The following is a 26724-nucleotide window of genomic DNA, read 5'->3' on the forward strand; positions in this document are numbered from 1 at the left end:
CCGGCAAGTCGTCCGCCCGGGCGATTGCATCGAAACTCGTAGGGTTTCCGTCGACGTTGCCTAGCTTCGCTACGCCACGAGGTTCGCGACCTCCCTCACCCCGTGAACGGCGGCTGCCCGCCGCACCAGCCGGAGACCGTCGAGGCCGGGAAGCCGGTGGATGCGCTCGTCGAGCTGGTCGATCACCGTCGCGCCCGACGGGCCGCCGAGCAGGTAGCCGATCAGGTGTGTCGTCTCGGCCGGGGGCATCACCCCGGAACCGACCGGCGCCCAGAACCGGCGCAACGCGAATCGGGCCAGTCGCCGGGCTCGTGACGAACGCAGCAGCGGGTCCCGGGCCTGCGTCGCGTAGAAGGCGATGTGCCGGGTCTCCTGCCGCATGATTCGGTCCAGTACGTCGGTCAGGATGGGATGTTGCTCACGCTCGGCGAGTCGGGAGTACCCGGCGTGGGTGGACCATTCGTTGACCGCACCCCAGGTCATGTGGACGGCGACGAAGTCGACGCCGACGAGATTGGCGGCCAGCGCCTGCTGGATGGGCGCCCAGCGGTCGCGCCAGCCGAGGCCGGCCCGGACGGCGGCGATGTGCGCGTTGCCCGTCGGCATGTCGTGGGCGTCGAGGACCTTCGCCAGCACCTCGCCGTGCCAGTACTCCTCGTACGCCCACATGGTGAGGAAGGCCGTGACGTCGGGGTCGGCGTGTGACGGGGTGACGAGCAGGTCCCGCAGGTAGCAGACGGTGTGGCTTTCGATGTCGCACATGTAGCGCAGACACCGCAGCGCCGCCGGCGAGAGCGGACGGTCTCGGAAACGGCCGTACTCGATGTCGCCGTCATCGATCTTGGCGGCTGCATGCTTGTAGGAGTCAAGGTCAAATGCCATACCCGTTCTTCGGCGCCGACCGGCCCGCGGACTGCTCACGACGGCAGTAACCGAGTGGCTCACCGCCAGGGCCGCAGAAGTCTTTCCGGCCCGGCACCAATCCGGCGACCCCCGAGCCACGAATCCCTCCCGACTGCACGTGAATACCGACGCCGTACCGGCGGAGACGGAGATCTGTTGTGAGATTGTCCCGAGCCCTGCTCGCCCTACCCGCGGCCGCGCTGGTCCTCGCGTTCCCGGGGGCCGCGCATGCCGACGAGAGCGTGCAGGTCCAGTTGCAGGACCTCAACGAGACCGGCGCGACGGGAACCGCGACGTTGACCGCGACGAGCGGCGGTGACCTGAAGGTCATGATCCGGTCGAAGGGCATGACGCCGAACTCACCGCACGCCCAGCACGTGCACGGTGCCGCGAACGGCATGGACTTCCACTGCCCGGACAAGTCCGCCGACACCAACGGCAACGGCTACGTCAGCACCGAAGAGGGCCTGAAGATGTACGGGGACATCTTCATCTCGCTGACCACCACCGGCGACACGACCAAGGCCAGCGGCCTGGCGGTGGACCGGATGCCCAAGGCCGACGCCAAGGGCAACCTCAGCTACGAGCGCACCATCCCCGCCGCCGACCTGCCCAAGGGCACCATCGAGCACCTCAAGGACCTGCACGTCGTGCAACACGGCATCGACGCGAACAAGAACGGTAAGTACGACATGGAAGCGCTCGGCGAGTCGACATTCGCCAAGTCAATCGGGGTCAACGGCATCCCCGCCGAGGCCACCGACCCGGCGACCTGCGGCATGGTCAGCGGCGCGGCCGCCGGCTCCGTACCCGCCGGTGGTGTCGCGACCGGCGATGGCAGCACCTCCGGTGGGTCGCCGATGGTGATGTACACCGTGGGAGGCCTCGCGTTGCTCGGCGCCGCGGGTGCGGTAGTCGCGCGACGCCGGCTCGCCGGCGAGCGCTGAGCCGGACGCATTCGTCATGGATACCGGCGACGCACCAGTGCCGGCCGGCCACCGCCGGGGGCGCTTCGCGCTCCTGGCGGTGGCCGGCGTCCTCGCAGTGACGGCGGCTGTGACGATCGGTCTCGCGGTCGCGGGTCGCGGCGGGGACCCACCCCAGCCCGAGACGTCCGCTGCGGCACCGGCCGCGAACGCCTCGCCTGTCCCGGCGACCAGCCCGGGCGAGTTGACCTCGGGGCCGCTGATGGTCAGCTCGCCGCCGACGCGGGTGTCGATCCCGTCGCTGAAGGCGGCTGCGGCAACGGTCGCCCTGGGCCTGCAGCCGGACGGGGCGATGCAGGTGCCGGACAGCGCCACCGAGGTCGGGTGGTTCACCAGGGCGCCGACACCCGGCGCGCTCGGCCCGGCCGTGCTGGCCGGCCACGTCAACTGGAAGGGTCGTCGTGGGACGTTCTTCGACCTCGCTAGGGTCAAGGTCGGGGCCGCGATCACGGTCGACCGTCAGGACGGCAGCACCGCGATGTTCACCGTCAGCAAGGTCGAGCAGTACCCGAAGGACCGCTTTCCCACCGACGAGGTCTACGGGTCCACCGACCACGCCGCGCTGCGCCTGATCACCTGCGGCGGGGAGTTCGACGACAGCACACAGCACTACCGCGACAACATCATCGTGTACGCCCGCCTCGCCCACGCTCACCCCGCCTGATGTGCGCTGTCCGCCTCCGGTGGCGCGTCGACGCGTCGCCCGCACAGGAAAGGACCTGCCGTGAGCGGTGAGTCGGAACAGGCGCGACGGTTACGGTCGGTGCCGCAGGACACCGCAAGCCCCACCGGCGACGAGCTGCTCTCGCGGGTGGCACGTGGTGACGAGGCCGCGTTCGCGAAGCTGTACGACACCATGGCGGGCCGGGTCCTCGGGCTGACCCGCCGCGTCGTGCGCGATGCGGCGCAGGCCGAGGAGGTGACGCAGGAGGTGATGGTCGAGGTGTGGCGCACCGCCGGCCGCTTCGACGCCGCGCGGGGTTCCGCCTCGGCGTGGATCCTGACCATGGCGCACCGTCGGGCGGTGGACCGGGTGCGCTCCGAACAGGCCCGCACCAACCGCGTCCAGCAGGTGGCCGCGACCGAGACGCACGTCCCGTACGACGAGGTGGTCGAGGATGTCACCGCCCGGTTGGAGCGCGAACAGGTCCGCCGGTGTCTGGGCCGGTTGACGCCGGTGCAGCGGGAGGCGGTGACATTGGCCTACTACGGCGGTCACACCTACCGTGAGGTCGCCGAGAAGCTGGGGACACCGCTGCCGACGGTGAAGACGCGGATGCGCGACGGACTGATCCGGATGCGCGACTGCCTGGGCATCGAGATGGAGGGACGGGCATGAGCGCCGACGTCCACACCCTCGCCGGCGCGTACGCCCTGAACGCGGTCGACGACCTGGAGAGGGCGGCGTTCGAGCGGCACCTGGCCGAGTGCGAGCCGTGTCGGGTCGAGGTGGCCGAGTTGCGGGAGACCGTGGCACGGCTCGCCGACGACACCGCCGTCGAGGCGACCCCGCCGGGGCTGCGGGAGCGGACCCTGGCCCAGGCGGCCCGGACCCCGCAGCTCCGGGCCGGCGTCGCGGGTACCAGCGGCAGACGGCAGGCCGGCGGGTGGCGGCAGCTCGCCGTGGCCGCCGCCGCGGCTGTCCTGGTTGCCGGCGGCGCGAGCGCGGTCACCTGGACCGTCAGCAACGATCGGATCAGCGACGAGCGGGCCAGCAGCGACGAGGCTCGGCAGATCGCCGCGATCCTGGACGCCCCGGACGCCCGGGTGTTCGAGCGGTTGCTGCAGCCTGCCGGTGCCGCCACCGTGGTGGTCTCCCGCGACCGCGACCGGGGTGTGGTGCTGCTGCGCGACCTGCCCGCGCCGGGTGCCGGGCGGATCTACGAGCTCTGGCTCATCCGGGGCACCGAGCCGGCCCGTTCAGTGGGGCGACTCGCCGAGGGGGACAGGGCGTCGACCACGGTCATCGGCCCGATCACCGAGGCGGGCACATTCGGCATCTCCAACGAGCCCGTCGGCGGTTCCGTAACGCCCACCCGGATCGTGGGCACGGTCAAGCTGAGCTGAGCTGGGGCCGGCCGTCGTCACACCGACGGCCGGCCGGCCCGCTTCCTGAACCTGGTGCTTCTGGTCACCTTCACCCATCCGGACGACGAACCGCTCCGAATCACGCACATGGATGACGAGCTGCTCGCCGGCCGCTACCGCAGGCTCCTGCTGATCGGGGACACCGCGACCCCCGGACGCGTCTGGCTGGCACGCGACGAGATGCTCGACCGGCACGTCGCGCTCAGACAGATCGCCCTACCGGGATGGGCGAGCGACGCCGAACGGTCACGGTTGCAGGAGCGCACGCTCGACGAGGTTCGTGGACTGGCCGGTCTGGATCACCCGGGCGTCGTGGGAATGTGGGACGTGTTGAGCGCCGACGGCCACCTGTGGCTCGTCATGGAGCACGTGCCCTCCCGCTCCCTGTCCGAGGTGGTCGCCACCGACGGCCCGCTCGCACCCACCGAGGTGGCGCGGATCGGCCTGCACCTGCTCGCCGCACTGAGCGCCGCCCACGCGACGGGAGTCGTGCACGGGGAACTCAGCCCGCAGAACGTGCTGCTCGCCGACGACGGGCGGGTGCTGATCGGTGGGTTCGGCTTGTCAATCTTTGACAGCCGCAGCCCGGCGACCGTCACCGTGCCGACCCCGGCAACGGTCCAGTACGTCGCACCGGAACGCGCCCGCGACGGCAGGGCCACTCCCGCCAGCGACCTGTGGGCACTCGGCGCGACGCTCTACCTGGCCGCGGAGGGCCGCCCCCCGTGGAACCGGCCCTCGACCCTGGCCATGCTCGCCGCTCTGGCCACCGAGAAGCCCGACCGGATGACCGTCCTGCCGCTCGAACCCGCGATCACCGGGCTCCTACTGCGCAACCCCCGGCAACGTCTGTCCGCTCAGGAGGCCCGCGACCACCTGGAGCAGGTGGCCACGGCGACCGTACCCATCGAGCCCGTGCCGGCGCTGCGACCGCGCCGTCGGTGGCGCGGGCCCGCCGCCCGCCGTCGCCGGCCCGGAGCCGCCGCCATCCCACCCTCCCCTGTCGGCCAGGACGGAATCGACACCGCGGTCATTCGGGTCAGGGCGTCAGCCGCTCGCGACCGGACGACCGGCTGGGCGTTCGCTGGCGCGGTGGTGGGCCTCTTGGCGGTCGCGGCCGTCGGTGTCACCGCGACCGGTGCTGTGATCGGCGGCCTGCGCGGCCAGAACAATCCTTCGACGGCCGAACCGGGCGGTGCGGCGGCCGGCGCGGTGGAGTCGACAGCGGCGACACCGCCGGCCCACCCGTGCCTGGACGATGACGCCTCCAGCGAGACCGAGCCGCTGCAGGAGCCCGGCGTGCCGCTGCCGTACGCCCTGCCCGACGGGTGGACGTGGCACCAGGACCCCGCCGGTTTCCTGATGGCCGTACCCGTGGGATGGAACCGGCACATCGAAGGCGAGACGATCTGCTTCCGCGACCCCGCCGACCTGCGGGCCATCGCCGTGGACCCCGTCGCCGAAGCGTCGTCCATACCGTCGAGGCGGTGGGAGGCTGCGGAGCGCGACGTGCTCAGCACCGGCGCACTGGCCGGCTATCGGAAGATCAGCATTGGGCCGGTCATCCGTCCCGGCGGCGCGGCCGAGTGGGAATACACCTGCGACCAGCCCGGTGGTGAGCGACTGCATGTTCGCCGGCTTCTGGTCAACGACAGCCGGACCCGCGCCTACGGCCTGTCCTGGATCGCGTGAGACAGCCAGTGGGGCGCAATCGAGCCTCTGCAGCGCCTGGCACAGGCAAGCTTCCGTCTCGACTGACGCAACGGGCGGCCGGCCAGACCTGTCGACGTCCAGGTAGATGACGCGGCGGCGGGCGAGTGTGTAAAAGGGGTGGCACGCCGCCGTGGCCGTGACACCGAGTCCGGCGGATCTGGTTCGCCTTGGCCGGCGACGACTCCGGCGGCCAAGGCCGCCTCATGCAGAGGGGTTACTGCCGCAGGAGCAGACCGAGATCGACGACAGCGTGCCCGTTGAAGATGCCAGTTGTCTGAGCCTCGCCGGTGAGGAGGGTCGACTCGATACACCCGGGAGCCGGCGGTGCTGTTGAGTACGGCGTAGGCGTTGTTGGCCACGGCGCGGTCTCCGCGCAGTGGACTGTGGATGTCGAAGCCCGCTTGAAAGTTCGCGTTGACTCCGAGTGCGCCGGTGGCGGCCAGTTGCCCGGAGTTGGCAGGCGATTGCAGCGCGACCTGGTCGAGGGTGGTGTCGATGTCGAACAGGGGTGGTCGCAGTGGCGGGATTGAGGTCGTTGTTGGTGTAGGCGGCGCCCGTGACACCGACCGCGATCGTGCTGGGCGGGTAGGTGAGGGAACCGTCGGCGACGGTCGTGCCGCCCGGGTTGATGTTGTGGCGCAGGTTCTGGCCGGTGTCGCTGATGATCCGGAGTCGGTCGGCGGCGGGGTTGAAGTCGACGCCAAACGATGTGCCGTTCAGCGCGACGGTCAGTTGGCTGACCGTCGTGGCCGCGGCGGTGCGGGTGTTCAGCGCGTAGATGCCGCCGTTGTTGCCGACGCCGTAAAGGTTTCCGGCCTGGACGCGGAAGTCGATGCCGATGAGAACTTCGGTGCCGGGCAGTTCGACTGGACCGATCGTGCACGCCAGGCCGGGGCGGTTGACGGCGAATTTGATCAGTTGTTGGTCGGCGGTGAGGCCGATGGCGACGAGCCCGTTGCGGCCGCCGGCGTTCAGCAGGTCCCACAGCAGAGCGCACGTTCCGGTGCGCAACGAGCTTAGGTCGCGCGACTGATTGCCGGCGACCGTGCTGTGGCTTGCGGGCACGGCGGCGGTGACTGGAGTCGGGGTCATTGCGACGGCGGTGGCTACCGCTGTGGCGGCGCAGAGCAGCGCTCGGCGAAGCGTACGGTGCATGAGAGGCACTTCCTTGATCAGAGGCACCGATGGACTCCCCGGTGGAATCCGACGACTTGCCGGCACCGGTGCAGGGATGAACTCCCTGGTCAGAGCCTATGGAGAGGCAATCCTCAGTGCCTGTCAGAATTTGTACATTCCTGTGGCTTTCGCACCTTCTGCACATTGCGAATCCACGCGAGATGCCTCAGTCGTGCTTGAGTGGCCGGAACTGATTGGTTCGGGTGGGCTCGGCGAAGGGCTGGCTGCGGTTGTGTCCGGCCGAGCCGTTTGCAGTTGCCTGAGGAAGTGCTGGTCGCGTGGGCTACTCACGGTCCGGCAGTCCGGGAGGGAGCGAGGCGATCGTGCTGTAGAAGCGATGGATGTCGCTGACGACACGTTCGAAGGTGTGCAGGTCGAGGGGCTTGGTGACGTAGGCGTTGGCATGCGCGGAGTAGCTGGCCAGCACATCCACGTCGACAGTGGAGGTGGTGAACACCACGACGGGGATGGGCTTGAGCTGGTTGTCGGCTTTGACCGCCGTCAGGACCTCGCGACCGTCAACTCGTGGCATGTTCAGGTCGAGCATGATCAAGTCGGGGCGTGGCGCGTCTGCGTGAACGCCGCGGCGGTGCAGAAACGCCATGGCTTCCTCGCCGTCGCTGACCACGTGCAGGTCGGTGGGCAGATTCTGTGCCGCTATAGCGTTTTCGATGAGCGCAACGTCGGCGGGGTCGTCCTCTACCACGAGGAGCCGCAGCGAAGAGGCGCGGACGGTGCCGGTGGCGCCGGCGACAGTGTTCACGCACACGAGCCTACGACCAGAACATGCCACTCACCTCGACCGACCCAGCATCCTTGTGGTCCCGCGCCTCGACTTACTTCAGGCGAACAAGCAGACCGAACAGCCCTCTGACCGGGGCGTCGTCGACCTGGGGTGAGCGTCAAGATCTACGCGATCTGGACGTCCGGTCGCACTCACGGCCCGGCCGGCTGCATCGGCGGCTGCGCCGTGACACAGCCGTCCTCGTCGCCCTCGCCGGACCAGCCGTGCTGGGTGCGTTCCGACGCGCGGCCCGCCGGGCGCACTTCCAATCGGCCCCGAACTTCACGAGCACTGTCACGGACATGGACGCCAATGCAACGACGAATCGACATGCATAAAGCAGCCGTTTCGCCCTCCAGGGGGCCAGTTGGGGTCCCCGGGCACCGCTCGCAATCATGGTGGCCGTGTGCTGCCCAGTCGCTCTGTGTTTGTCGTTTGCCTGGCTCTGGCACACATTTTGTGAGTCGTGCTCGTCGGTAGTTCGGGTTGGGTGCCGGGATGGAGATCATTCCGGCGTTGCTGCCGCACCTGACGGGCCTGCGGTTGGAAGCGGTGGTGGTCCGGGGCGTCGGGGTCAGGATCGATGCGGCGACACAGACTGTGCGGGCGCGGTGTGGCACCTGCAGCACCTGGTCGACCACAAGGCATGGTCGCTATGTGCGGCGGCTGGCCAATGTCAGGTTGGGTGGTCACGGGGTGCTGGTCGCGTTGACGGTCCGCCGATTCACCTGCGTGAACGGCGAATGCGGGCGGCGGACCTTCGTTGAGCAGGTGCCGGGCCTGACTCGTCGGCATGCCCGTCACACCGTCGTGGCGGCCGGTGACCTGGAGGCCGTCGCGGTGGCGTTGGGCGGTCGACCGGGCAGCAGGTTGGCGCAGCGGTTGGCGGTGTCGGTCTCCCGGTCAACGCTGATCCGGATGCCCAGCACCGCCGCCGGTGACGCCGACGGTGCTGGGCGTGGACGACTTTGCCCGCCGCCGAGGGCATCGCTACGCGACCGTGCTGCTCGACATGTACACCCGCCGGCCGATCGACGTTCTGCCCGACCGCACCGCCGACACCTTCGCCGCCTGGCTGCACGACCATCCCGGTGTTCAAATCATCTGCCGCGATCGCGGCGGCAGCTACGCAGACGGCGCCCGCAAGGGAGCACCTGACGCGATCCAGGTCGCCGACCGGTGGCACCTGCTCAAGAACCTCAGCGACACCGTCGAGAAAGTCATCCGCGGGCACCGCCGATGCCTACGCACCCACGCCGAACCAGCATCTGCCCTGGTCACGCCGGCCGACGAGCCGGGCGAGACGGGGCGTCGGGCGGCGAACACACGCCAACGCCACGCGGCCGTGCACGCTCTGCGAGCCGAAGGGCTGTCGATTAGCGCGACCGCCCGCCGCCTCGACATGAACATCAGAACCGCCCGCAAGTACGCCCACGCCTCCACCGCCGAGGCGTTGATCGGCCCGAACGCCAGCAGCCGCCCCAGCATCCTCGCCCCGTTCCACTCCTACCTGCGGCAACGCCTCACCGACGGCGTCCATCAGACCGCTGACCTGCACGGCGAGATCCTGGCCCGCGGCTACCAAGGCAGCCTGCGGGTGCTGCGGGACTGGCTCACCATCAACCGCACCCGGCCTGCCCCTGCGACCGCAGTCCGGGTGCCGTCGGCCCGGCGGATCACCGCCTGGATCATGCGACCCGGCCACAAACTCACCGACGACGAACACGCCAACCTCGCCGACGCCCGCAGCCGCTGCCCCGACCTCGACACCGTCGCCGGCCTCGCCCGCGGGTTCGCCGCGCTGGTCCGCCACCAAGGCACTGGGCAGCACCTCGAGGCCTGGATCGACCGCGCCCGCCGCGCCGGATACCCCGAGATCCGTGGTTTCGCCGCCGGTCTTGTCAGCGACCGCGACGCCGTCGTCGCCGGCCTCGCCCAGCCCTGGAGTTCAGGTCCGGTCGAGGGCCAGGTCAACCGCATCAAAACGATCAAGCGACAGATGTATGGCCGGGCGAACAACCTCGACCTCCTCCGCAAACGCGTCCTGACCAACACGTGAGCCGCCATCAAGATCAATCACAGAATCTGCGCCAGAGCCAGTTTTCAGGCGGAGCCGACACCGCTTCGGATCGGTGACCCGGAGTCCGGATCACCCCCGCGTGCGCGGGGAGCAGATGCTGACGATCGCGCCGGCCGGCCGGCGGACGGGATCACCCCCGCGTGCGGGGGGAGCAGAGCACCTCGGCCACCGGGAAGGACACCGCACCGGGATCACCCCCGCGTGCGCGGGGAGCAGTCACCGCTCAGGGATGCGACGACGGCCGCCAGCGGATCACCCCCGCGTGCGCGGGGAGCAGCACCGCCGGCAGTCCACCAGGCCGGCGTCGACCGGATCACCCCCGCGTGCGCGGGGAGCAGGCGCCACGCGATGAGCAGGAACGGCGCAATCGCGGATCACCCCCGCGTGCGCGGGGAGCAGGCCCCGCCAGTCGGGGCTCACTCTGCCTCGACCGGATCACCCCCGCGTGCGCGGGGAGCAGACTTGCTGACCTGCAACGCTAAAGATCGACTTCTTGGTTTTCATTCACTATGTTCCGCAAGATCGTCTCCTTGGGCGGCAGTTGACGTAGTGGGCGGAGGCTCCCGGCTAAAGCATAGTTTGTGAGGCTCGAGGCGAAACTTTTCTCGTCGATCTCGTCAACGATGCGGCAAGATTGGACGGCGCACGTAGGGGACATCTCGCTGTGAAAGCTGCTCAGCCCTCGTCCCGATACTTAACTATCCGTGTCACGTGTTGCCCGACTGGCCCAGGACTGCTCCCCGCGCACGCGGGGGTGATCCCCCGACGGCGTCGCGCTCGATGAGCCAGCCACGCTGCTCCCTGCGTACGCGGGGGGTGATCCCGGGACCACCGCGAAGCCGTACCTCTACGACGTCTGCTCCTCGCGAACTCGGGGGTGATCCGCGCGGCAGCCGTCATCTGGGCTAGCTACGGGCGACAGTCGATCATTGCAATATCGTCTGCGTCGGGCGATGGTGGGGCGACGGTATCGATCACCCCTCGGACACCAAATTTTGTAGAAAATCACGATAAATGGGACAGAATGGGTGTCCTATTTGGTATTATTTAGACGCAAATGTTGTAAATCATTGAAGCGGCCGCCTGGCTATGATTGGCCGCGTCTGTCAAATTCGGTGACAGGGAATGGCGTCTCTTCCGCGCGCTGACGTCGCAGATTCACGGTGTTGGGCATGCCGGGTCTGCGCCTCAGCGTCGGTACGGGTCGATGATCTCCTTGGGGCGTAGCGCGGGTGCGGCGAGGTCGCGCAGCGTCGGCGAGGTGAGGTAGAACCTGCCTCGGGTCTCGCCGTGCTGTTCGAGCATGCCCGCCCGGACGAGGGCGCGAAGGTCGCGGGTTGCTTGGTCGTCGGTGAGGTTCTCGTCGCGCTGATAGAGGGTCCGGCGGACTCGACCGCCGGTCGCGGCGAGGTGCAGGGCGCTGATGACCCGCTCGGGTAGTCCGTGGCTCCGGACCGAGGTGTCGAGCAGTTCCCAGAGATGCGCGGCCTGATCGAGGCGTTGCCGGACCAGTTGGGCTTGTTGGTGGTGCGCGCTGAGGCAGAACCGGATCCACTTGCTGGTGTCGTTTTCCGGCTGCCAGGTTGGACCGCCGACCTCACCGAGCGCGTCGTAATAGGCGTAGGTGTTCCTCCCGACGCCGAGCCACTCCTCGATCGAGGAGAACTCCGGGGCGAGGACACCGTCCCGGGCGAGCAGCAGGGTGTGCAGGCAGCGCGACATCCGACCATTCCCGTCCCGCCATGGATGGATCTTGACCAGGTTCAGGTGAGCCATGGAGGCCCGCACGAGCAGCGGGGTCTCCGGCTCGCCGTCGGCCAGCCAGTCGATCAGCTCGGAGATCAGCGACGGAACATCGTCGGCGTCAGGCCCCGTGTAGACGCGCCGGCCGGTGTGCGCCTCGTCGATATGGATGTCACCCGGACGGAAGCGACCCGGCCACTTGCCGAGCTCATGGCGAAGCATCATGAAGTGCAGCGCGTTGAGCAACATGTGCTGCCAGGCGAACTCGCGTGAGCGGGCGAGCTGCTGCACATAGGTCAGGGCGTCCCGGTAACCAGTGATGACTTCCCAGGTTTGCGGGTTCGTCTCCACCGGCTCGTCGCCGGCGACGGCGGCGGCGGCGTCGTCCAGGGATACCTGGTAGCCCTCGATCGAATTCGAGCCCTGGATGGCGTGAGCGATCAGGGTTCGTCGAAGTTGCCCCGTCCAGCGGTGCGGCTCAGCGATCTGATACCGCAGGCTGTCCCGCATAATGTCCAGTTCGCCAAGCACGCGCTTGTCGTCATCCGTGAGCGCAGGGGTCCGATACAGCATGCGCTAATCATACAATGCTTTCCGCCGAATCCCAGATTAATTTCAGCATTGCATGGGGTGAAGGGCGTCGGGCGGCCCCTGACGGATCGCGCCACATCGCTGAATGAGGTTGTTCGGTCATGACACCACTTATCCGGCCGAAGGAACACCTCGTCGGTCCACTCGTACCCGCTGTCCTACCCGCGTGTCCCCGCCGCCGATGGCCGCTCTACCGGCCCGAGTCTGCCCGTCGGCGATCACCGAGGCGCCCCTGTTGCTGTGGATGGCTCTTCCGGCACGCTGTGGCCGGGTGAGCGCGCAGCACCTCCTGCGCCCCGTTGGGCTGGCCTCCGCACCACCGCCTCGACATTCAGCCGCGTCACGGCATGCTCGTCATATGCTCGGCCAGCGACGGTCTCCACCAGGTGGGCAGCCGAGGTGACTTGCCCTTGCCGGCGAATGCCCGGCACAGGTGCCGCATCGATCCCGGCCAACCCGTGCTGCTCGCCGCTATCGTTGCACGTGACCTGGTCGTCGTGCATCCCGTCAGCACCGTCGTACGCCTGCTCGCCGACCTGCACACGCACCTGGCGGGAGCCGACAATGAACGCTGACCCCGCCCGCCGTCGCTGCCGCTCGCCAGGGTCTGGCTCACCTGGGCGTCACGGTGACCGACCTGCAAACGCACCCCGCGGCGCCGTCCGTCCTGCCGACGGTCGCCGAGTACCTGCCCCGTGTTGTCGCCGCTGCCGGGCCCGGAGCGCGTCGCACCTACGGCACCTACTGGGACCGGATGGCCGCCGCGTGGCCCAAGCGGCCTTTGGACTCCGTCACCGCCGGCGACGTCGGGGCCCTGAAACAGGCGATGATCGCCAGCGCCGTGGCGCGGCGCAACAGCCGCAACGGCCGGCACGCCGGTGAGCACGTCATCGCCACCGCCCGCGCCTACTACCGACGGGCCATCGCCGACGGGCTGATCGACGCCGCAGCCAGCCCCGCGCACCGCGTCGCGAAACCCCGACGCCTAGCCGGCAGCCGCCGCGTGTTGACGGCACACGAGCTGGAGGAGATCAACGCGATAGCGCGCACCAGCGGGAACGACGTCATCCTCGACGCGCTGCTCCTGCGCCCGCACACCGAGACCGCGTGCCGCCGCGGCGGCGCCCTGGCCCTCCGGTTGGTCGACCTCGATGCCACCAACGGGCTCGTCCGCCTCACCGAGAAAGGACCCACCATCCGCTGGCAGCCCATCACCCTCGAACTCGCCGGACACCTGAGAGAGCACGCCCAGGCTCGCGGCGCGGTCCTGCCAACCGATCCGCTCCTGCGCGCGCAACGGCCAACCGATCACCAGCCGCCGCTACGACCACCTGTGGAAACGCTTAGGGGTGCGCCTGCCCTGGGTAGCCGTGCACGGCATCTCGACCCACTGGCTGCGCCACACCACGCTGACCTGAGTGGAACGACACTCGGCTACGGCATCGCCCGCGCCTACGCCGGACACACCGACAGCCCCGGATCCTCCACCACCACCTACATCCAGGCGGATCTGCACGACGTGGCCAACGCGCTGTCGGCCATGACCGGCCAACCCCATCCGCTGGCCCGTCTGACAGATCACGCTGAGCGGTGCTCGCAGACGAACTGCGCCGTCTCATCTAAAACCGAGTAAGGGATGGGGAGCCGCGTGCGGTGCTCCGGGTGAGGCGGCTCCGGGGTCACCGCACGCGGCGAGGCCCCTGCGAGCCGCGCCCTACCCCGGCTGCGGCACTTGCCCCGTAAGCCGTCCACGCTCGAGCTATTCGACGGTTTCCCAGGCCAGTGCCTGGGGGGTCGTTGCCCGTCGGCGGTGAGGACCTGTCGTGCGGCTTGCCGGACGGTCGCGTTGGTGATGCGGGTGCGTTCGGGCCAGGCGTCGGTGGGCGTGCCGGCGTAGTCGAAGGTGAACGCGGGCCCCGGTTGAAGGTCTGGCTGGTATCCCCAAGCGCTGCTGCCGTCAACGGCGACGTGATAGACGAACGACCGTTCGGCGTGCCCGACACCCATCTCATCAGCCCTGGCCGCCGACCTGCACGCCCTCGCCGGCAAGGCGTACGCCCGCATACGCGACGCGACCAGCAGCCACCCGCACCTCCGCTGCGTACGGCGGTGTGGGACGCCGACGACGTCCGCGATGACGTGCGTTCCTGGCTGGTGGAGCAGCTCGGCCACCCCGATGCGGTGCTGTCCCCGAGCGGCCGGAACCATTTCGGTCGCGCCGAAGTGCGGGTTCGGCACATCAGCGATCGATGGGGTCTCTGACCGGCCGGGTGGGCGGGATGCGAATCCCTGGAACGTCGGCGGAAGTGGTAGCCGAGGCCGGCGTCCCGCCCGCTGTGGCCGCGGTGGCCGGGCCCGCGATGCCGCGACGGCTGACTTGGACCCGCGACTGACTGACGTCAGCGCGTAACCCGCCGTTCCCGCGGACCCCGCTCGCCATTCATCGATGTTCTTGATGGTGTCTCTCGTGACTGGACTGAGTCGTCGTACGTTGGTACTCGGTGGGCTCGCCGCCGCGGGTGTCGCGATCGGACCGGGGCGGGCCGCCCGCGCGGCCGTGCCCTATCCCTTCAAGCTGGGCGTGACCTCGGGCGATCCCGACCCCGACAGCGTGGTGCTGTGGACCCGGCTGGCGCCGGCTCCGCTCGACGCCGACGGGCAGGGCGGAATGGCGAACGCGGACGTGACAGTCGAGTGGCAGGTGTCGGCCAACGAGCGGTTCGCGCCACTTGTCGCCTCCGGTTCGGTGGTCGCCCGCTACGCCGACGCGCACTCGGTCCATGTGATCGCGGGTGGACTCACGCCGGACTCCGACTACTACTACCGCTTCCGAGCCCAGGGACACATCTCACCCGTCGGCCGGACCCGCTCCGCGCCGGCCGCCGGGACGTTCGGCCGGGATCTCGTGATGGCGTTCGCATCGTGCGCCCACTACGAGGCCGGGTACTACACGGCCTACCGCCGGATGGCCGAGGACAACCCCGGTCTGATTCTGCACCTTGGTGACTACATCTACGAGGGTGCCGCAGCCGCCGGCAAGGTGCGCCAGCACCTCGGCGCCGAGATCGTGTCGCTCGCCGACTACCGCCGCCGGTACGCGCTGTACAAGACGGACGCGGATCTGCAGGCTGCCCACGCGGCGGCACCCTGGTTGGTGGTGCCCGACGACCACGAGGTGGAGAACAACTACGCCAACATGGTCCGCGCCGACAGCAGCCCGACGCTCACCGCCGCGCAGTGGGTCGCGCGCCGCACCGCCGCCTACCGTGCCTACTACGAGAACATGCCACTGCGACCGACCTCGGCGCCCAGCGGTAACAGCATCCCGCTGTACCGGCGGATCCGCTGGGGCCAACTGGCGACCTTCCACATGCTCGACACCCGGCAGTTCCGCGACGACCAGGCGTGCGGGGACGGCTGGAAGGTGTGCGCGGACGCGGACCTGGCCACGCGCTCGCTGACCGGCGCCGCTCAGGAAGCCTGGCTGCTGGACGGGCTGGCGCAGCGCTACGGCACCTGGGACATCCTCGGTCAGCAGGTGTTCTTCGCCCGGCAGTTCGACGCCAGCGGCGCCGCGAACATGGACGCCTGGGACGGCTACCGCGCCTCCCGTAGCCGGATCCAGACCGGGTGGGTGCAACGCGGCGTCCGCAACCCCCTGGTGCTCACCGGCGACGTGCACCGGTCTTGGGCCAACGAGCTGAAGGCCGACTACGCCAATCCGTCGTCGGCCACCATCGGCACCGAGTTGGTCTGCACCTCGATCAGTACCGACGGCAACGGCGACGGCACCGCCGCCATGCCGAACGCGGCGACCAATCCGCACCTCAAGTTCTACTCGAACCTTCGCGGCTACGTCCGTACCACGATCAGCCGCAGCCAGGTCCGCGCGGACTTCCGGGCGATCGGCACGGTGACCGAGCACGGCGCCGCCGCGTCGACCGTGCGTTCGTTCGTCGTCCTTGACGGTCAGCCCGGCCTGCAGGCCGGGTAGGGGGAGTGACCATGCAAGCGTTCACCGCGATTCTCGCCGCCAGTCTGCTCGTGCTGCCCACGGCGCCCGGCCCGACTCCGGCTCCGGCGCGCGTCACCGCGGAGTCGATCACCTGGACGGCGGCCAACAGCGTTGCCTCGGGCGACCAGGACCAGTCCGCCGTCGCCATGAACCGCGACGGGCAGGTCGCGGTGGTCTGGGAGGACGACCGCGACGGCACCGAGCCGCAGGACGACACGCACAGCGAGATCTACCTGCGGCTGTTCCGCGACGCCACACCCGGCTACGAGGTGAAGCTTTCCGACGGCGGGACCAGCGGGCGTCCCTGGCGGCACATCAGCCCGCACGTCGGCCTCGACGACCGGGGCGACGCGGTGGTCGTCTGGGCCGCCGACGGTGACGGGAACGGCGTCTACAACATCGCGTACCGGGTTGTGTCACCCACCGGGACGGTGCTCGGCGCCGGTCAGGCCAACGCCGCCGACGCCGGCCAGCAGATCTGGCCGAGGGTGGCGGTCGATCCGGACGGCGCACCGGGTAACGCCGCGGCTGTCGGCTTCACCGTCGTCTGGGAGGACATCCAGGGCACGGCGCCCGCCACCGTACGGGCTGCCGGCTTCACCGGCGCGACCACCAAGGCGTACGAGGTGACAGCCTCGCAGGCCACCGGTGCGCATCACCGCCCGGACGTCGCCGTGTCGGCCGCCGGTGACGCCCTGGTGGTCTGGGACGAGGACGCCGACGCCAACGGGTACTTCAACGTCGGTCTGACCCGGTTGGGGCGTGGCAACGGCGCGGTCGTGCTGTCGCGGCGGATCGCCAACGCCCAGAGCGGGGGCCAGCAGCAGCGCGCCTCGATAGCCGCGAACTTCGCCGGCGACTTCTCGGTTGCCTGGGAGTCCGACCACACCGGCACGCCGGGCGTCTGGGTGCGCTCCTTCACCAACGCCGGCGTTCCCCGGCACGGCGAGGTGCAGGTATCCGCGGCGGCGGCCGGCGCCTCCGCCCCGGACATCGGCATCGACGATCAGGACAACGTCGTGGTCGGCTGGACGGTCCAGGCCGCCGACGCGAACGTGTGGGCCGCCGGCCTCAACCCCGACGGTACGGCCACCGGGCGGCTCGCCAACCAGCAGCTCAGCCAAACGGTGACCGGACGCCAGGAGCAGATGGCAGTCGCGTCCTCGCCCTGGGGGGAGATCAGCGTCTGTTACACCGACGACAACGACGGGAACACGTTCGACCAGGTGATTCTCGGCCTCGGCGCCACCAACTCCACCTGGCTGCTCTCCGCCGAGGAGCTGCGCCGGCTCAAGGCGCGGCACGGCACCCCGCCCGCGACCATCGACGTGCACGGCGCCGCCCGGCGGTAGCGACTCCGCCCGCCCTCACCCGCGTCGGGTCGGCGCCGAGAATCGGCACCGACCCGACGCACGGACGGTCAGCAGCCGCAGCTGTAGAAGAGGATGTCCCAGTGGTCGCCCTCGTCGGTGTAGAGGTTGCCGGACGCCGCTCGGTACTGGTAGCCCCAGCCGGAGATGTACCCCACGTAGGCGTAGTGGTTGTAGATGTAGTTGTTGACGCAGCTCGACTTGGCGATGTCGAGCTTGTAGCCGTTCCAGTGGCTGTAGGTGCCACCGGCGTGGCCGGTCTCGGTACCGGCGGTGACGTTGACGGCGCAGCCGCTCGCCCGCTTGAAGGTGATGATGCCGTCGATGGTGGCCTGGCGGACGCCCTCGAACGAGGTGCACGTCGCGACGTTGCGGTTGCTGCAGTTGCCGCTGGAACTCCAGGTGATTCCCGCCGCGCGGAGTTGACTCGTCGCGCTGGACTGGCTGATGGCGAAGGCCGGCGTGGCGAGGCCGAGTCCGAGGCCGACCGCCCCGGCGATGGTGACGAGCAGCGTCAGCAGTCGGCGGCGCAGGATGGACCGGTGGACGGACATGTCTACTCCTGGTGTGCGGGCTGAGTGGGATTTTTTCAAAGCGATGAGCCGGCTTGGAAGATTTCTACATTACATAGATGAACGTCAGTATCATCCGAGCGGCCGGGCCGTACGATCCGGGCAGATGTACCTGTCCAGCCCGGTGCCCGGGAGAATGTCGCGTCCGCGATCCCGCCTCGGCGGCGGCTCCGGTTGCCGTCGGGTCGATCGATGCTTGAATCGGACCCGACGGCCGCGCTTCGAGAAGGAACCTGAGATGACTCGTCGACCGTGGCATGTGCTTGTCGCCACCGCGGGCGCGGTGCTGATGGCGCTGACCGCCGCGCTGGCAGCCCCGACGGGTGCGGGTACCTGGAGCTACGGAGTCAACCGGGTGCAGACCGCCGCGCAGGACGGTGCCGCCCAGACCGGGATGGGCTCGGGCTGGGCGGCGCTCACCTACAAGCCCAACGGCCCGATGGTCGGCTGTCTCTTCGCCCGCGACTTCGTCTTCGCAGGTGGCGCCGTCAAGACGAGCTTCGACCACATGGACATCCGGGACGCCGGAGACGGCGCGGCGGGCAACACCGAGGGCATCACACGCTGGCCGTGGGGTACGCCTCGGGCAGCTTCGCGGGCTGCGCGTACGCCTACGGCGCCAGCAAGTTCGTGATCGAGCGAACGGGATTCATGAGCGGCTCCTGTGTCGTTGGCCCGAACGTCGTGGGGTTCCAGCAAGGCCGACGGTTCACCGGACTCGCTGCGGTGGTGGCACTCGGAGCAGGTGTTCTGCACCGCCTCGGACGTCGATGCGCTGTGCAGCCCGTACGCAGTCTGGAGTGAGAACAGGGGCGGCGGGCTCAAGGTGACCGTCAGCACGACCGCCTGCACCGCGTACGGCAACTTCGGCGCGGCGGCCCGCCTCGACGAGTGACAGGTCGATCGCCCGGAGGATGGCGGAGGGTCTCGGTCTGATGGATGTAAGGGGTGCCCTCGGGGCGGCAGTGCTCATCAGACCTCCTGAGGGGTGCGGAAGTGCCAGGCCGTCTTTGGTGGCGTACCGCCGACGGCAGCGGCAGCTCCGCGCGTGTCTGATCAACGGTGCCCGGCGGTTGATCACCGAGGGAGACGGCTCGATCATGAACCGAACCGGGGCAGGTATGTGGGCGCAACGAACTTCGGAACGGCCATCGGCGCCTGGGTGCAAATCTGGGCGTGCGGTCGCCGCCGAGCCGAGGCGGCAGGTGGTGACGACGTCGGCGAAGCCGGCGTCGTTGCCTCCGATCGAGATCGTGACGAGGTCGGTTATTCAGCGCGCCGAGCTGGTTGTTCAGCACCTCGCGCGTGGTGGCGCCGGAGCAGGCGACGAACTGGAAGCTCGCCGGTGCGTGGCTGTTGGCCCACAACCTCGGGTATGCCTGCGGGCTGCGCCGGCACGAGCCGCTGCCGCTGTCGTAGTTTGTTGGTGCCGACACCGGACGAGGGGGAGTCGCCGAGGGCGGCGTAGTCCGTGCCGGCGGCGGAGGCGGGGGCGGCGAGACCGAGGCTGAGCAGCAGGCCGGTGGCGAGACTGCCGAGAACCGTCAGAGGGCGACGGGTCGTGCGGGACCTCCAGGGGGATGGGGGCCCACTTCGCAACACGTCGCCTACTGGCCAGTAGCAATTGCTGAGGTCTTTCACGACTGGCGCTTTTTGTCGTCGCCGGCCTTGCCGTTGCGACAATATCTCGCACAAGGCGGATGGGTTTGTGATCCGGTGACGGCGGGAGCGGCCGACCGCTCCGCCGTCACCGACGCGACTCAGGTCAGCGGTTCGCGTCAGCTGCTGCGGTAGAGGACGTCTGCTCCGGGATCGCCGTGATCCTAGAGCCGCAGTGATCCGCCGGTTGCCGTCTCGGCGGCGGCACCGCCGGTCGGGCCGGGTGATCTCGGTGTCGTCGTGCACAGCACACCGATGCACTGCAGCCTCATGCGCGCCTGCCCGGCTGCCGACGGCCCGCTCCGGCCGCCGGAAAGACATCGATTACCGGCTACGGCCTCAGGAGCAGCACATGCCTTAGCACGGATAGCCGGTGCGAATCTTGTGGAAGGCGGCCTCGCGGGTCAGGCCGGTCTCGCTGACGCTGGTCGGCCCGTTGCGGGCGGACCAGCCGAGCTGCACAGGTTCGATCACGGTGCGGCGGATCTGGTACCTGTCGCCGTCGGTCGTTTTCTCCGCCCGCAGGCCGACCAGTGTCAGGCCGTCGCTCCCGCGTAGGCATCCGACGCCGGTGCCGGACCGGGCGAACCCGTTGTCGAACCGGTACTGCCCGCCCTCTGCGTTGCGCGTCGCGACGACTCGGCATCCGACGAACGCGAAGAGGTATGCCTGCCGCGAGCCGCTGAGGAGGATGAGCGACGAGCCGTCGGCGACGACGAAGCCGTGCGGTTGCAGTTCGCTGGGTTCGGCGACGGAGAAGCGGGTGGAGGCGGTCAGGCCGGTCGCGGTCCGGACCCCGATGCGGTTCATCCCGTCATAGACCAGGAACAGCGTGTCCCGCCGTCCGTCGTGGTCGAGGTCGCCCGTCGATGTGCTGCGGGAACCCGGCGGGAGCCGATCCTCATTCGCCGGACAGCCCGGCCCGGTGCCACTGCCCGGGGCGCCGACGGTCGGAGTGGCGGGGCTCGGCGTGCCCGCGGTCGTGGCGGTGCCCGGCGTCGTGCGTGCCGCCGGGGCGGCGGCCTCCTCACCGGTGCAGCCGCTCAGCCCGGTGATCCCGAGGATGACCAGGGCTGTCGCCAGCATGACGGTGGGGCGTCGCATCCTCTTCCTCTCCTCGACGGCACGTGTTCGGCGGACGTGCTCACGTGGGGCTCAGTGCCCCGTCCGGGTGGAGCCCACTCCATACCGCCTACCGGAACGTCCGGTGACGCATCGGGGAGGCGTCGCACGCCGGGGGAGTCGCCCATGCTGCGACGGGGTAGGAACCGGGGCGTGACGCAGACGGTTGGGATGGTGCGCCGGATGGTCGAACGCGGCCCGGGTGGAGGAGTCGTGGGGCTTCTCCTTCTGGCGGCGCTGCTTGGCGGCTGCCGGGCCGGCGAGCCGCGGGAGGGGGGCCGCCCGGGCACCGGCGGCGACGGCCACGCGTGGACCGACCGCAGTCCCGACGGTGAGGATCGGCACACCGTGGCGGCGGAACGGGGTGGCCTACGTTCCGCCGTTTTCGTGCTGGTCGACGGCGCGGACGTGGTGCGGGTGCGGACCGCCGATCTCGGGGACGACCTGTACCGGGTGTCGACGCCGACCGGCGCGAAGGTCCGGCCGACGGTGTCGATGTCCGACGGCGCCGTGACGGCTGGTCTTGCCGCCGCCGGCGGCGCGGGTCCGGCGTTGGTCGAGGTGGCGCTGCACGACGACGTGCGGTGGCGTGTCCGGCTCGGCGGTGGCGCCCAGGAGGAGGTGCTCGACCTGCGCGGCGGCCGGATCGACGAGGTCGAGCTGACGGCCGGCACAAGCCGCGCGGAGGTCACGTTGCCGCCCGCCGCGGGTACGGTGCGGCTGGCGATGGCCGGCGGGGCGAGTCGGCTGCTGGTGCACCTTGACGGCGACGCCCCGGTGCGGGTCCGCGTGGCGGGCGGTGCCGGCCGAGTGAGCGTGGACGGTGTCGAGCGAAGCGGGGTGGCCGGCGGCACGGTGCTCACGCCCGGCGGTTGGGACACCGCGACTGACCGGTACGACGTCGATGCGGTCGCGGGAGTCTCCGACCTCGTCGTCGACCGCACCTGACCGAGCCTGCCCAACCGACGCGATCATGCGCGACCGGCAGGGGCGACGATGCGTCGCCACCGGTTCGGATGGTGTTCACCGTGCGGTGGCCCGTACGGGGGACGAGCGGCGTTGAATGGTGGTGAGCATTCCGCCGTCGGGAGGTTCACCGTGGCGCTGCCGTTGCACGAGGGTCTGCTGTTCGCCGGGTGGATGATCTCTCTGGCCTGCGCTGCGGCCGGTGGATACGCAATCCTGGCTCATCGCGAGTCCTCGCGGCCGGCGGCGATGCTGCGGGCGGGGCGCTATGCGGTCGTGGTGGCGGTGACGGGACTCGTCGGGCAGGCCGCATGGGCGTTGATCGCCGTGCTCGCCGACCGGTGACGTCGGGCGATGGGCGGTGATCATGACGGTGGCGGCGTCAGTGGGAACGGTGTGACACGACGCTGACACTGGCGACGACCGCGGCGGCGGGTGACGAGGCCGGCCGAGGGGCACGGCGAGCCGGCTACCTGACCTCGCGACACGTACGACGGAGCGGGGAGGATGTGCTGGGGCGCCACTGGTTCCCATCGCAGCGGCACGCGACCTGCGGCGTTGAGGCCGAGTCGGCTGGCTGTTGTCATGCGCTGTGCGATCCTGCGGCTGTAGCCCGGTGTGGGCAGACGCCCGGTCGGCAAACCATAGGCCGCGATCACGCCCGAGGCCAGGGCCGTCGTGGTCCAGCCGGCCGGCACCTCGATCAGGCCGCCGGCGAAGAGCAGTCCCGTCGGTCGTGCAGCGCGAGGCCCATGGCGTGCGGGCGCGCGTACCATCCGGGCGCCGGCGGTGACGAAGCCGCGTGCCTCCACCGGGTGAGCCCGAGCCCAATGGCGGCCTCGACCTGCGCCTCCTACACGTGTCCGTTGAAGGCTGCGGCCATCGCCGGGCGCCCAGGCGCGAACCGCACCACGGCCGGCGACCGGTCGACGGCGTCGAACCGGTGCGGTATAAGGGGCCTCCGGACCGCGCCCGGTTCAGGGGTCCGCCGTCGAGCGGTCTCAGCCTCCGCGAGCATCCACGCGTCGCTCATGTGGTCCCGCTGACGCCTCCGGCGAGTTGCGGTCGGATCGCTCGCGTTGGACAACACGTGAAGTAACGTACCGAACACCCGCAGGATTGTCCGAGTTCGATGTGACGTCGTCAGGCCCGAGCCTCATGGACGCGGTCTCGGGCGCCGCACCGTCCTGCCATCGTAACGAGTCCACGATGTCTCTACGGCGTCCCGGCTCCGGTGCCGTGCCCCGCACACGGATCGCCACCGGCGGACACGGTCGGAGGAGCCCACGCTCCGTCGCTTTCCGCAGATTGCGTACCGTGACAATCCCAATAGCGTCCTGGCCTGCGGATTTCTCCCGATGCTCGGGCCAGGCCGCCGGCCCGGCCAATCCGCCGGTCAGCGCTTTCCGTCATCCTGTCCCGTCCGCAGGGGTTACCGTCTCCGATGCGGGGTGCACCCTTCAGGAGGGACCATGGATGTGAACATGCCGCATCGGGAGCCGGACGCTACACAGGAACTCACGATCGACTTCTTCGTCGGTGAGCGGCTGATGCACCGCCTGCGCCGAACCGCGGCGCCGATGTCTGCGGGGCAGCGGACGTCTGCGGGGCGGCGGCACCTTCCGGTCGTGCCCGACTGGTACTGCGGCGACTGCGCCCAACCCTGGCCGTGCCGAGCTGGTCGTGATCGCCTGAGGGACGAGCACCGCCGCGCGCCCGGAGCGGTCTTCCAGTACCTCGGTGCCTGCTACACGCGGGCTCTGACCGACCTGCCCGCGGAACCGACCCGATACCTGCACGCACGGTTTCTGGGCTGGATACCGCGTCGTCGGGCGCCCAATTCGGTTCCCGATCGGCGGTACGAAAGAGGCGTACCGTCGGACTGGATCCGTCGCGAGCACGAAGGGGACCGGTAGGAGGAGGCTTGAGGCGAGCAGCCGCGACGCCTGTCCTCGTCGGAGATGGCGGCCGACGCGGCGGAGCAGGCGAGACGGTCAGGCTTCATCCTTGGTCGCTTCTGCGGGCCAGGTCAGGTGGAGCAGGGCGGTGTCGTCGTTGTGTCGACCGTCGTCGCTGCGCCTGATTTCGGTGAGGAGAGCGGTGAGGAAGTTGCCGGGATCTGTGGTGGCGCTCAACCTGCCGGCGAGGTCGACGAATCGTGGCTCGCCGAGCCGGGTGCCGTCCTCGGCGAATCCTTCGTAGGCTCCGTCGGTGTAGAGCAGCAGTCCCGCGTCCTTCGGAAGGGTGACGATGGATTCCTGCCAGCGGCCCCGTCCGGGGAACATGCCCAACCCGAGGTGGTGACGGATCGGCGCGGGGTAGGCGCCGTCGGGTGTGATCACCAGGGGCGCGGGATGGCCGGCGCTGACGACGACCACCGTCGAGCGGTCCGGGGTGACGCGGATGGTGCAAGCGGTGGCGAACATTGCCTCGCGTGGTCGTTCGGCCACCAGCACCTGTTCCAGCAACCGCATTCGGGAGGTCTTGTCCACCCCGGCCAGGGTCAGGGTGCGCCATCCGACGCGGAGGCCGACGCCGATCGCGGCCTCGTCCGGGCCGTTGCCGCAGACGTCACCGATGACGGCGTGGATCGTGTGGTCCTCGTCCTGCACCAGGTCGAAGAAGTCACCGCCGAGCAGCGATCGTCCTCGCCCCGGTACATATCTGCTGGTAACCGCCAACGTGGGATCGGTGATTAACGGCGTCGGGAGCAGGCCTCGCTGCAGCCGAAGGCTCTCGCTGGCCTGCATGCGGCTGTCCCGCAACTGCCGCTGCGTGACGACCACCCGGCGGCGCTGAACGGCGTACTCGATGGTGCGCCCGAGAAGCGCCCCATCGATCTGGCCCTTGATCAGGTAGTCCTGGGCGCCGGCGGCGACGGCCGCCGTGGCCGTGGCGGCGTCGGCCAGGCCGGTGAGCACCACCACGGCCGCGTCCGGCCACCGGTGCAGCACCTGCGCGAGCGCCGCCAACCCGCGGCTGTCGGGCAGGTGCAGGTCAAGCAGTACACAGTCCGGCATCGAGGTGGTAGCTGCGGCCTCGCTCAGGCTGCTGGCCTGCGCGAACCGGGTGCCCATGCCACTGTCCGCCAGCAGTTCCCGGGTGAGCAGCGCATCGCCGGGATCATCCTCGATGAGCAGGACCGCGAGGTCCGCCGCTGCGGACGATGACGCCGGACGCCCGACCGTCGATGGTACGGCGGTGGACGACGCCACCGGCCGGTCGGCGTCACTGAGCACGGCAGATCCCCTTCTCCCCGGCTGCGACATGAGGCTGACGTCAGCGCGATGCGTGATCCGCTCGTCCGGTGGACCCCAGCCATTATCACCTTCGCTCACGCCGTCGGATCCGCCGCCAGCGTCGATGTGGCCGCGCCGCCCGACGACGTGCAGCCCGGCGCCGGTCGAGCGCCGGTCCGGGAACGGGAAAGAAGAGTAAGTAAGACGCGCGCCGCAGACTCGCAAACAAGGTCGAGGTCGATGATTGGCAACGGGACTGGCGGGGCATCAGGAAGGTAGATCCGATCGGGTTCGAGTGGCAGCGATCCCCGTGCTCGATCGCGAGGAAGAGAGGTCCCCTGCCGCTTTGGGCGGCAGGGGCTCTCCTTCGCAGTGGATAATCCTCACGGTCGAAGCTTTGGCCGCCGCGTGCGTGGTAGCGGCGCCGAAGCGACAGGCGCGTGGTGCGTCTACGCGTCGTGGGTCGGCCCTCACCGCTTCGCTGTCTGCACCTCGCCGCTGTGGTCAGGCTCGTTCCTGCTCGTCGTCTGGCGAAGCGGTGTATGTGCGGGCGTAGTAGTCCCCGACGCGCTGGCGGAAACCGGCGGTGTCGAAGTCCGCCTCGTCGTACCGAGGGGAGTTCTTGACCTGCTCCTTGGTGCGGTCGACGAACAGGGTGCGCGCGTCGTGGTCGGCGTAAGCCACGGTGCCGGCGGGCAGAAGCACCCTGCGACCGAAGATCCACGGACCGGTGTCCACGACGAGCAGGGCCTCGCCGACGTCGTAGCTGGCCCGGTCGACCGAGCCGATCTGCCCGTCGGTTGCCTCCACCCAGTAGCCCACCATGTCGGCGTGCGGACTGCCGCCGCGGCCCGCGTCCGATTCCTCGTTGCCGCGGGCCGCGTCGAGGAAGCTTTCGCGCCACGCCCATGGTGTGAACGGCTGCACAGCGCCCTCCGGTCCTGACGAGCGTCAATCCTGCTCCGAGGAAGTACCCAGGGTCAGGTGGGCTGAATCCGTCGTTGGGGGCGTCGGGCAGCACTCCCGCCCGGCCGAGGAGGTCAGGCGGACCGGTCGAGGGGAATGGCCGCCCACACCACTTTGCCGGGCTGGCCGTCGTCGATGGCGTACGCGCCCCACTCGCGCGCCATGGCCTCCACGATCAGCAGGCCCCGCCCGCCGATCCGATGCGGGTCCGGCGCGAGACGTCGGGGTTGCTGGGTGGAGTTGTCGAACACCTCGACGAGGATCGTGTCCGCCTGACGCGTCAACTCGAGCTTTCCACCGTCGTCGGTGTGCCTGATGACGTTGTGCATCAGTTCCGTGATGACGGCGAGCGCGTCGTCGGCGACGTGCGCGGCGTCCCAGTCGGCAAGGATTTCCCGGGCGGCCTGGCGGAGCGGCGCGCTGTCAGCGCTGCCGTTGAAGGGCATCCGCACCGAGTCCATACCCGAACACCTACCCCGCTCCACCGCACCTGTACCGTAGTCGATCATTCGCGCGTCGGCGAGCCAGGCACTGCCCGCGTCTCGACTGCGCCGTCACCTCACGTTCGGGCGACCTCGGCGTGGAGCAGGCAGCCCACGCCACCTGACCAGATCAGGTGAGCGCCGCTCCCTAGCCGTGGAGCAGCAGGGGCGTGCCTAGGGCCTGTGTCGAAGTCGGTCACAGCCACTCGTTGATGGCGGCGAGGTGGATGGTGGCCTCATAGCGGACGGCCAGCTTGTCGAAGCGGGTG

General features: G+C 69.6%; 25 protein-coding genes, 1 pseudogene and 1 CRISPR repeat array. Of the genes and pseudogenes, 15 read left to right on the top strand and 11 right to left on the bottom strand.

The features are described 5' to 3' along the window. Positions 1 to 69 precede the first annotated feature (69 nt). The gene (locus ACIA6B_RS30260; RefSeq protein ID WP_396778586.1) at positions 70 to 882 is read right to left on the bottom strand and encodes a hypothetical protein; all 813 of its coding nucleotides are present in this window, start codon (positions 880 to 882) and stop codon (positions 70 to 72) included. A 179-nt stretch (positions 883 to 1061) separates the two neighbouring features. On the opposite strand from ACIA6B_RS30260, the gene ACIA6B_RS30265 reads away from it, so the two are divergent. The 5 genes from ACIA6B_RS30265 to ACIA6B_RS30285 all read left to right on the top strand — a co-directional run bounded on the left by ACIA6B_RS30265 (position 1062) and on the right by ACIA6B_RS30285 (position 5669). Further along, entirely contained in the window at positions 1062 to 1850 is a 789-nt protein-coding gene (locus ACIA6B_RS30265; protein WP_396778587.1) for a hypothetical protein, read from the top strand. A 223-nt stretch (positions 1851 to 2073) separates the two neighbouring features. Beyond that, positions 2074 to 2553 carry a class F sortase gene (locus tag ACIA6B_RS30270; protein ID WP_396778589.1) on the top strand — a complete coding sequence of 160 codons (480 nt, stop codon included), beginning with the start codon at positions 2074 to 2076 and terminating at the stop codon, positions 2551 to 2553. A 60-nt stretch (positions 2554 to 2613) separates the two neighbouring features. After that, entirely contained in the window at positions 2614 to 3228 is a 615-nt protein-coding gene (gene sigK / locus ACIA6B_RS30275; protein ID WP_396778591.1) for an ECF RNA polymerase sigma factor SigK, read from the top strand. Beyond that, positions 3225 to 3956 carry an anti-sigma factor domain-containing protein gene (locus tag ACIA6B_RS30280; protein ID WP_396778593.1) on the top strand — a complete coding sequence of 244 codons (732 nt, stop codon included), beginning with the start codon at positions 3225 to 3227 and terminating at the stop codon, positions 3954 to 3956. Before sigK ends, ACIA6B_RS30280 begins: the two co-directional genes overlap by 4 nt. Positions 3957 to 4064: 108 nt before the next feature. Continuing rightward, positions 4065 to 5669: a serine/threonine-protein kinase gene (locus ACIA6B_RS30285; RefSeq protein WP_396778595.1), complete on the top strand. Its 1605-nt coding sequence runs from the start codon at positions 4065 to 4067 to the stop codon at positions 5667 to 5669. Here ACIA6B_RS30285 and ACIA6B_RS30290 read toward each other — a convergent pair. From ACIA6B_RS30290 to ACIA6B_RS30300, 3 genes and pseudogenes are all read right to left on the bottom strand, one after another. Continuing rightward, positions 5645 to 6253 (bottom strand): DUF4394 domain-containing protein, encoded by a 609-nt coding sequence (locus ACIA6B_RS30290; protein WP_396778632.1) that lies wholly within the window; start codon positions 6251 to 6253, stop codon positions 5645 to 5647. The genes ACIA6B_RS30285 and ACIA6B_RS30290 overlap by 25 nt on opposite strands. Then, positions 6210 to 6845: pseudogene (locus tag ACIA6B_RS30295) on the bottom strand (DUF4394 domain-containing protein); the annotation flags it as partial. The pseudogene ACIA6B_RS30295 and the gene ACIA6B_RS30290, both read right to left, overlap by 44 nt. Positions 6846 to 7149: 304 nt before the next feature. Then, on the bottom strand, positions 7150 to 7629 hold the full coding sequence (locus ACIA6B_RS30300; protein WP_396778597.1) for a response regulator: 480 nt from the start codon (positions 7627 to 7629) through the stop codon (positions 7150 to 7152). Positions 7630 to 8608: 979 nt separating this feature from the next. On the opposite strand from ACIA6B_RS30300, the gene ACIA6B_RS30305 reads away from it, so the two are divergent. After that, on the top strand, positions 8609 to 9709 hold the full coding sequence (locus ACIA6B_RS30305) for an ISL3 family transposase (protein ID WP_396778599.1): 1101 nt from the start codon (positions 8609 to 8611) through the stop codon (positions 9707 to 9709). Positions 9710 to 9796: 87 nt separating this feature from the next. Beyond that, positions 9797 to 10190: direct repeats of the CRISPR family, unit length 28 nt; unit sequence GGATCACCCCCGCGTGCGCGGGGAGCAG. A 728-nt stretch (positions 10191 to 10918) separates the two neighbouring features. Here the strand turns inward: ACIA6B_RS30305 and ACIA6B_RS30310 are convergent. Then, on the bottom strand, positions 10919 to 12046 hold the full coding sequence (locus ACIA6B_RS30310; RefSeq protein WP_396778601.1) for a Fic family protein: 1128 nt from the start codon (positions 12044 to 12046) through the stop codon (positions 10919 to 10921). Positions 12047 to 12692: 646 nt separating this feature from the next. Here ACIA6B_RS30310 and ACIA6B_RS30315 point away from each other — a divergent pair. Continuing rightward, entirely contained in the window at positions 12693 to 13697 is a 1005-nt protein-coding gene (locus ACIA6B_RS30315) for a site-specific integrase (RefSeq protein WP_396778603.1), read from the top strand. On the opposite strand, the gene ACIA6B_RS30320 is transcribed toward ACIA6B_RS30315, so the two are convergent. Then, positions 13643 to 14071 (bottom strand): Imm1 family immunity protein, encoded by a 429-nt coding sequence (locus tag ACIA6B_RS30320; RefSeq protein ID WP_396778634.1) that lies wholly within the window; start codon positions 14069 to 14071, stop codon positions 13643 to 13645. The two genes, ACIA6B_RS30315 and ACIA6B_RS30320, sit on opposite strands and share 55 nt — an antisense overlap. Between ACIA6B_RS30320 and ACIA6B_RS30325 the strand changes: the two genes are divergently transcribed. The 3 genes from ACIA6B_RS30325 (at position 13985) to ACIA6B_RS30335 (ending at position 17431) form a co-directional block, all read left to right on the top strand. Continuing rightward, entirely contained in the window at positions 13985 to 14326 is a 342-nt protein-coding gene (locus tag ACIA6B_RS30325; protein WP_396778636.1) for a hypothetical protein, read from the top strand. The genes ACIA6B_RS30320 and ACIA6B_RS30325 overlap by 87 nt on opposite strands. Before the next feature lie 205 nt (positions 14327 to 14531). After that, a complete protein-coding gene (locus tag ACIA6B_RS30330) occupies positions 14532 to 16058 on the top strand; it encodes an alkaline phosphatase D family protein (protein WP_396778604.1) in 1527 nt (508 codons plus the stop codon). Between the two features lie 11 nt (positions 16059 to 16069). Continuing rightward, positions 16070 to 17431 carry a hypothetical protein gene (locus ACIA6B_RS30335; RefSeq protein ID WP_396778606.1) on the top strand — a complete coding sequence of 454 codons (1362 nt, stop codon included), beginning with the start codon at positions 16070 to 16072 and terminating at the stop codon, positions 17429 to 17431. A gap of 68 nt (positions 17432 to 17499) precedes the next feature. Here ACIA6B_RS30335 and ACIA6B_RS30340 read toward each other — a convergent pair whose 3' ends face one another. Continuing rightward, the gene (locus tag ACIA6B_RS30340; RefSeq protein WP_396778608.1) at positions 17500 to 18003 is read right to left on the bottom strand and encodes a hypothetical protein; all 504 of its coding nucleotides are present in this window, start codon (positions 18001 to 18003) and stop codon (positions 17500 to 17502) included. A 256-nt stretch (positions 18004 to 18259) separates the two neighbouring features. Here ACIA6B_RS30340 and ACIA6B_RS30345 point away from each other — a divergent pair, with 256 nt between their 5' ends. The 3 genes from ACIA6B_RS30345 to ACIA6B_RS30355 all read left to right on the top strand — a co-directional run bounded on the left by ACIA6B_RS30345 (position 18260) and on the right by ACIA6B_RS30355 (position 19440). Beyond that, on the top strand, positions 18260 to 18655 hold the full coding sequence (locus tag ACIA6B_RS30345; protein ID WP_396778610.1) for a hypothetical protein: 396 nt from the start codon (positions 18260 to 18262) through the stop codon (positions 18653 to 18655). Between the two features lie 30 nt (positions 18656 to 18685). Next, positions 18686 to 18916 carry a hypothetical protein gene (locus ACIA6B_RS30350; RefSeq protein WP_396778612.1) on the top strand — a complete coding sequence of 77 codons (231 nt, stop codon included), beginning with the start codon at positions 18686 to 18688 and terminating at the stop codon, positions 18914 to 18916. Between the two features lie 392 nt (positions 18917 to 19308). Next, positions 19309 to 19440, top strand: a complete 132-nt coding sequence (locus ACIA6B_RS30355) for a hypothetical protein (RefSeq protein ID WP_396778613.1) — start codon at positions 19309 to 19311, stop codon at positions 19438 to 19440. 597 nt (positions 19441 to 20037) lie between these two features. On the opposite strand, the gene ACIA6B_RS30360 is transcribed toward ACIA6B_RS30355, so the two are convergent. Next, positions 20038 to 20784, bottom strand: coding sequence for a hypothetical protein (locus ACIA6B_RS30360; protein WP_396778615.1), 747 nt, complete (start codon positions 20782 to 20784; stop codon positions 20038 to 20040). 231 nt (positions 20785 to 21015) lie between these two features. Here ACIA6B_RS30360 and ACIA6B_RS30365 point away from each other — a divergent pair, with 231 nt between their 5' ends. Both ACIA6B_RS30365 and ACIA6B_RS30370 read left to right on the top strand, forming a co-directional pair. Further along, entirely contained in the window at positions 21016 to 21750 is a 735-nt protein-coding gene (locus tag ACIA6B_RS30365; protein WP_396778617.1) for a hypothetical protein, read from the top strand. A gap of 150 nt (positions 21751 to 21900) precedes the next feature. After that, positions 21901 to 22113, top strand: coding sequence for a hypothetical protein (locus ACIA6B_RS30370; RefSeq protein ID WP_396778618.1), 213 nt, complete (start codon positions 21901 to 21903; stop codon positions 22111 to 22113). Positions 22114 to 23762: 1649 nt separating this feature from the next. On the opposite strand, the gene ACIA6B_RS30375 is transcribed toward ACIA6B_RS30370, so the two are convergent. From ACIA6B_RS30375 to ACIA6B_RS30385, 3 genes are all read right to left on the bottom strand, one after another. Then, a complete protein-coding gene (locus tag ACIA6B_RS30375; RefSeq protein WP_396778620.1) occupies positions 23763 to 25106 on the bottom strand; it encodes a PP2C family protein-serine/threonine phosphatase in 1344 nt (447 codons plus the stop codon). Between the two features lie 405 nt (positions 25107 to 25511). Then, positions 25512 to 25934 carry a PRC-barrel domain containing protein gene (locus ACIA6B_RS30380; RefSeq protein ID WP_396778622.1) on the bottom strand — a complete coding sequence of 141 codons (423 nt, stop codon included), beginning with the start codon at positions 25932 to 25934 and terminating at the stop codon, positions 25512 to 25514. Between the two features lie 113 nt (positions 25935 to 26047). Next, the gene (locus ACIA6B_RS30385; RefSeq protein WP_396778624.1) at positions 26048 to 26434 is read right to left on the bottom strand and encodes an ATP-binding protein; all 387 of its coding nucleotides are present in this window, start codon (positions 26432 to 26434) and stop codon (positions 26048 to 26050) included. Between the last annotated feature and the right edge of the window lie 290 nt (positions 26435 to 26724).

It is taken from the genome of Micromonospora sp. NPDC051141, from assembly GCF_044455765.1.
Lineage (GTDB): Bacteria > Actinomycetota > Actinomycetes > Mycobacteriales > Micromonosporaceae > Micromonospora.

What these genes read in the sequence shown, in the direction of transcription:
- ACIA6B_RS30335 (WP_396778606.1), top strand. Translation starts at nt 16,070, where the DNA reads ATGCAAGCGTTCACCGCGATTCTCGCCGCCAGTCTGCTCGTGCTGCCC.
- ACIA6B_RS30285 (WP_396778595.1), top strand. Translation starts at nt 4,065, where the DNA reads ATGGATGACGAGCTGCTCGCCGGCCGCTACCGCAGGCTCCTGCTGATC.
- ACIA6B_RS30385 (WP_396778624.1), bottom strand. Translation starts at nt 26,434, where the DNA reads ATGGACTCGGTGCGGATGCCCTTCAACGGCAGCGCTGACAGCGCGCCG.
- ACIA6B_RS30340 (WP_396778608.1), bottom strand. Translation starts at nt 18,003, where the DNA reads ATGTCCGTCCACCGGTCCATCCTGCGCCGCCGACTGCTGACGCTGCTC.
- ACIA6B_RS30280 (WP_396778593.1), top strand. Translation starts at nt 3,225, where the DNA reads ATGAGCGCCGACGTCCACACCCTCGCCGGCGCGTACGCCCTGAACGCG.
- ACIA6B_RS30360 (WP_396778615.1), bottom strand. Translation starts at nt 20,784, where the DNA reads ATGCGACGCCCCACCGTCATGCTGGCGACAGCCCTGGTCATCCTCGGG.
- ACIA6B_RS30260 (WP_396778586.1), bottom strand. Translation starts at nt 882, where the DNA reads ATGGCATTTGACCTTGACTCCTACAAGCATGCAGCCGCCAAGATCGAT.
- ACIA6B_RS30320 (WP_396778634.1), bottom strand. Translation starts at nt 14,071, where the DNA reads ATGGGTGTCGGGCACGCCGAACGGTCGTTCGTCTATCACGTCGCCGTT.
- ACIA6B_RS30345 (WP_396778610.1), top strand. Translation starts at nt 18,260, where the DNA reads ATGACTCGTCGACCGTGGCATGTGCTTGTCGCCACCGCGGGCGCGGTG.
- ACIA6B_RS30310 (WP_396778601.1), bottom strand. Translation starts at nt 12,046, where the DNA reads ATGCTGTATCGGACCCCTGCGCTCACGGATGACGACAAGCGCGTGCTT.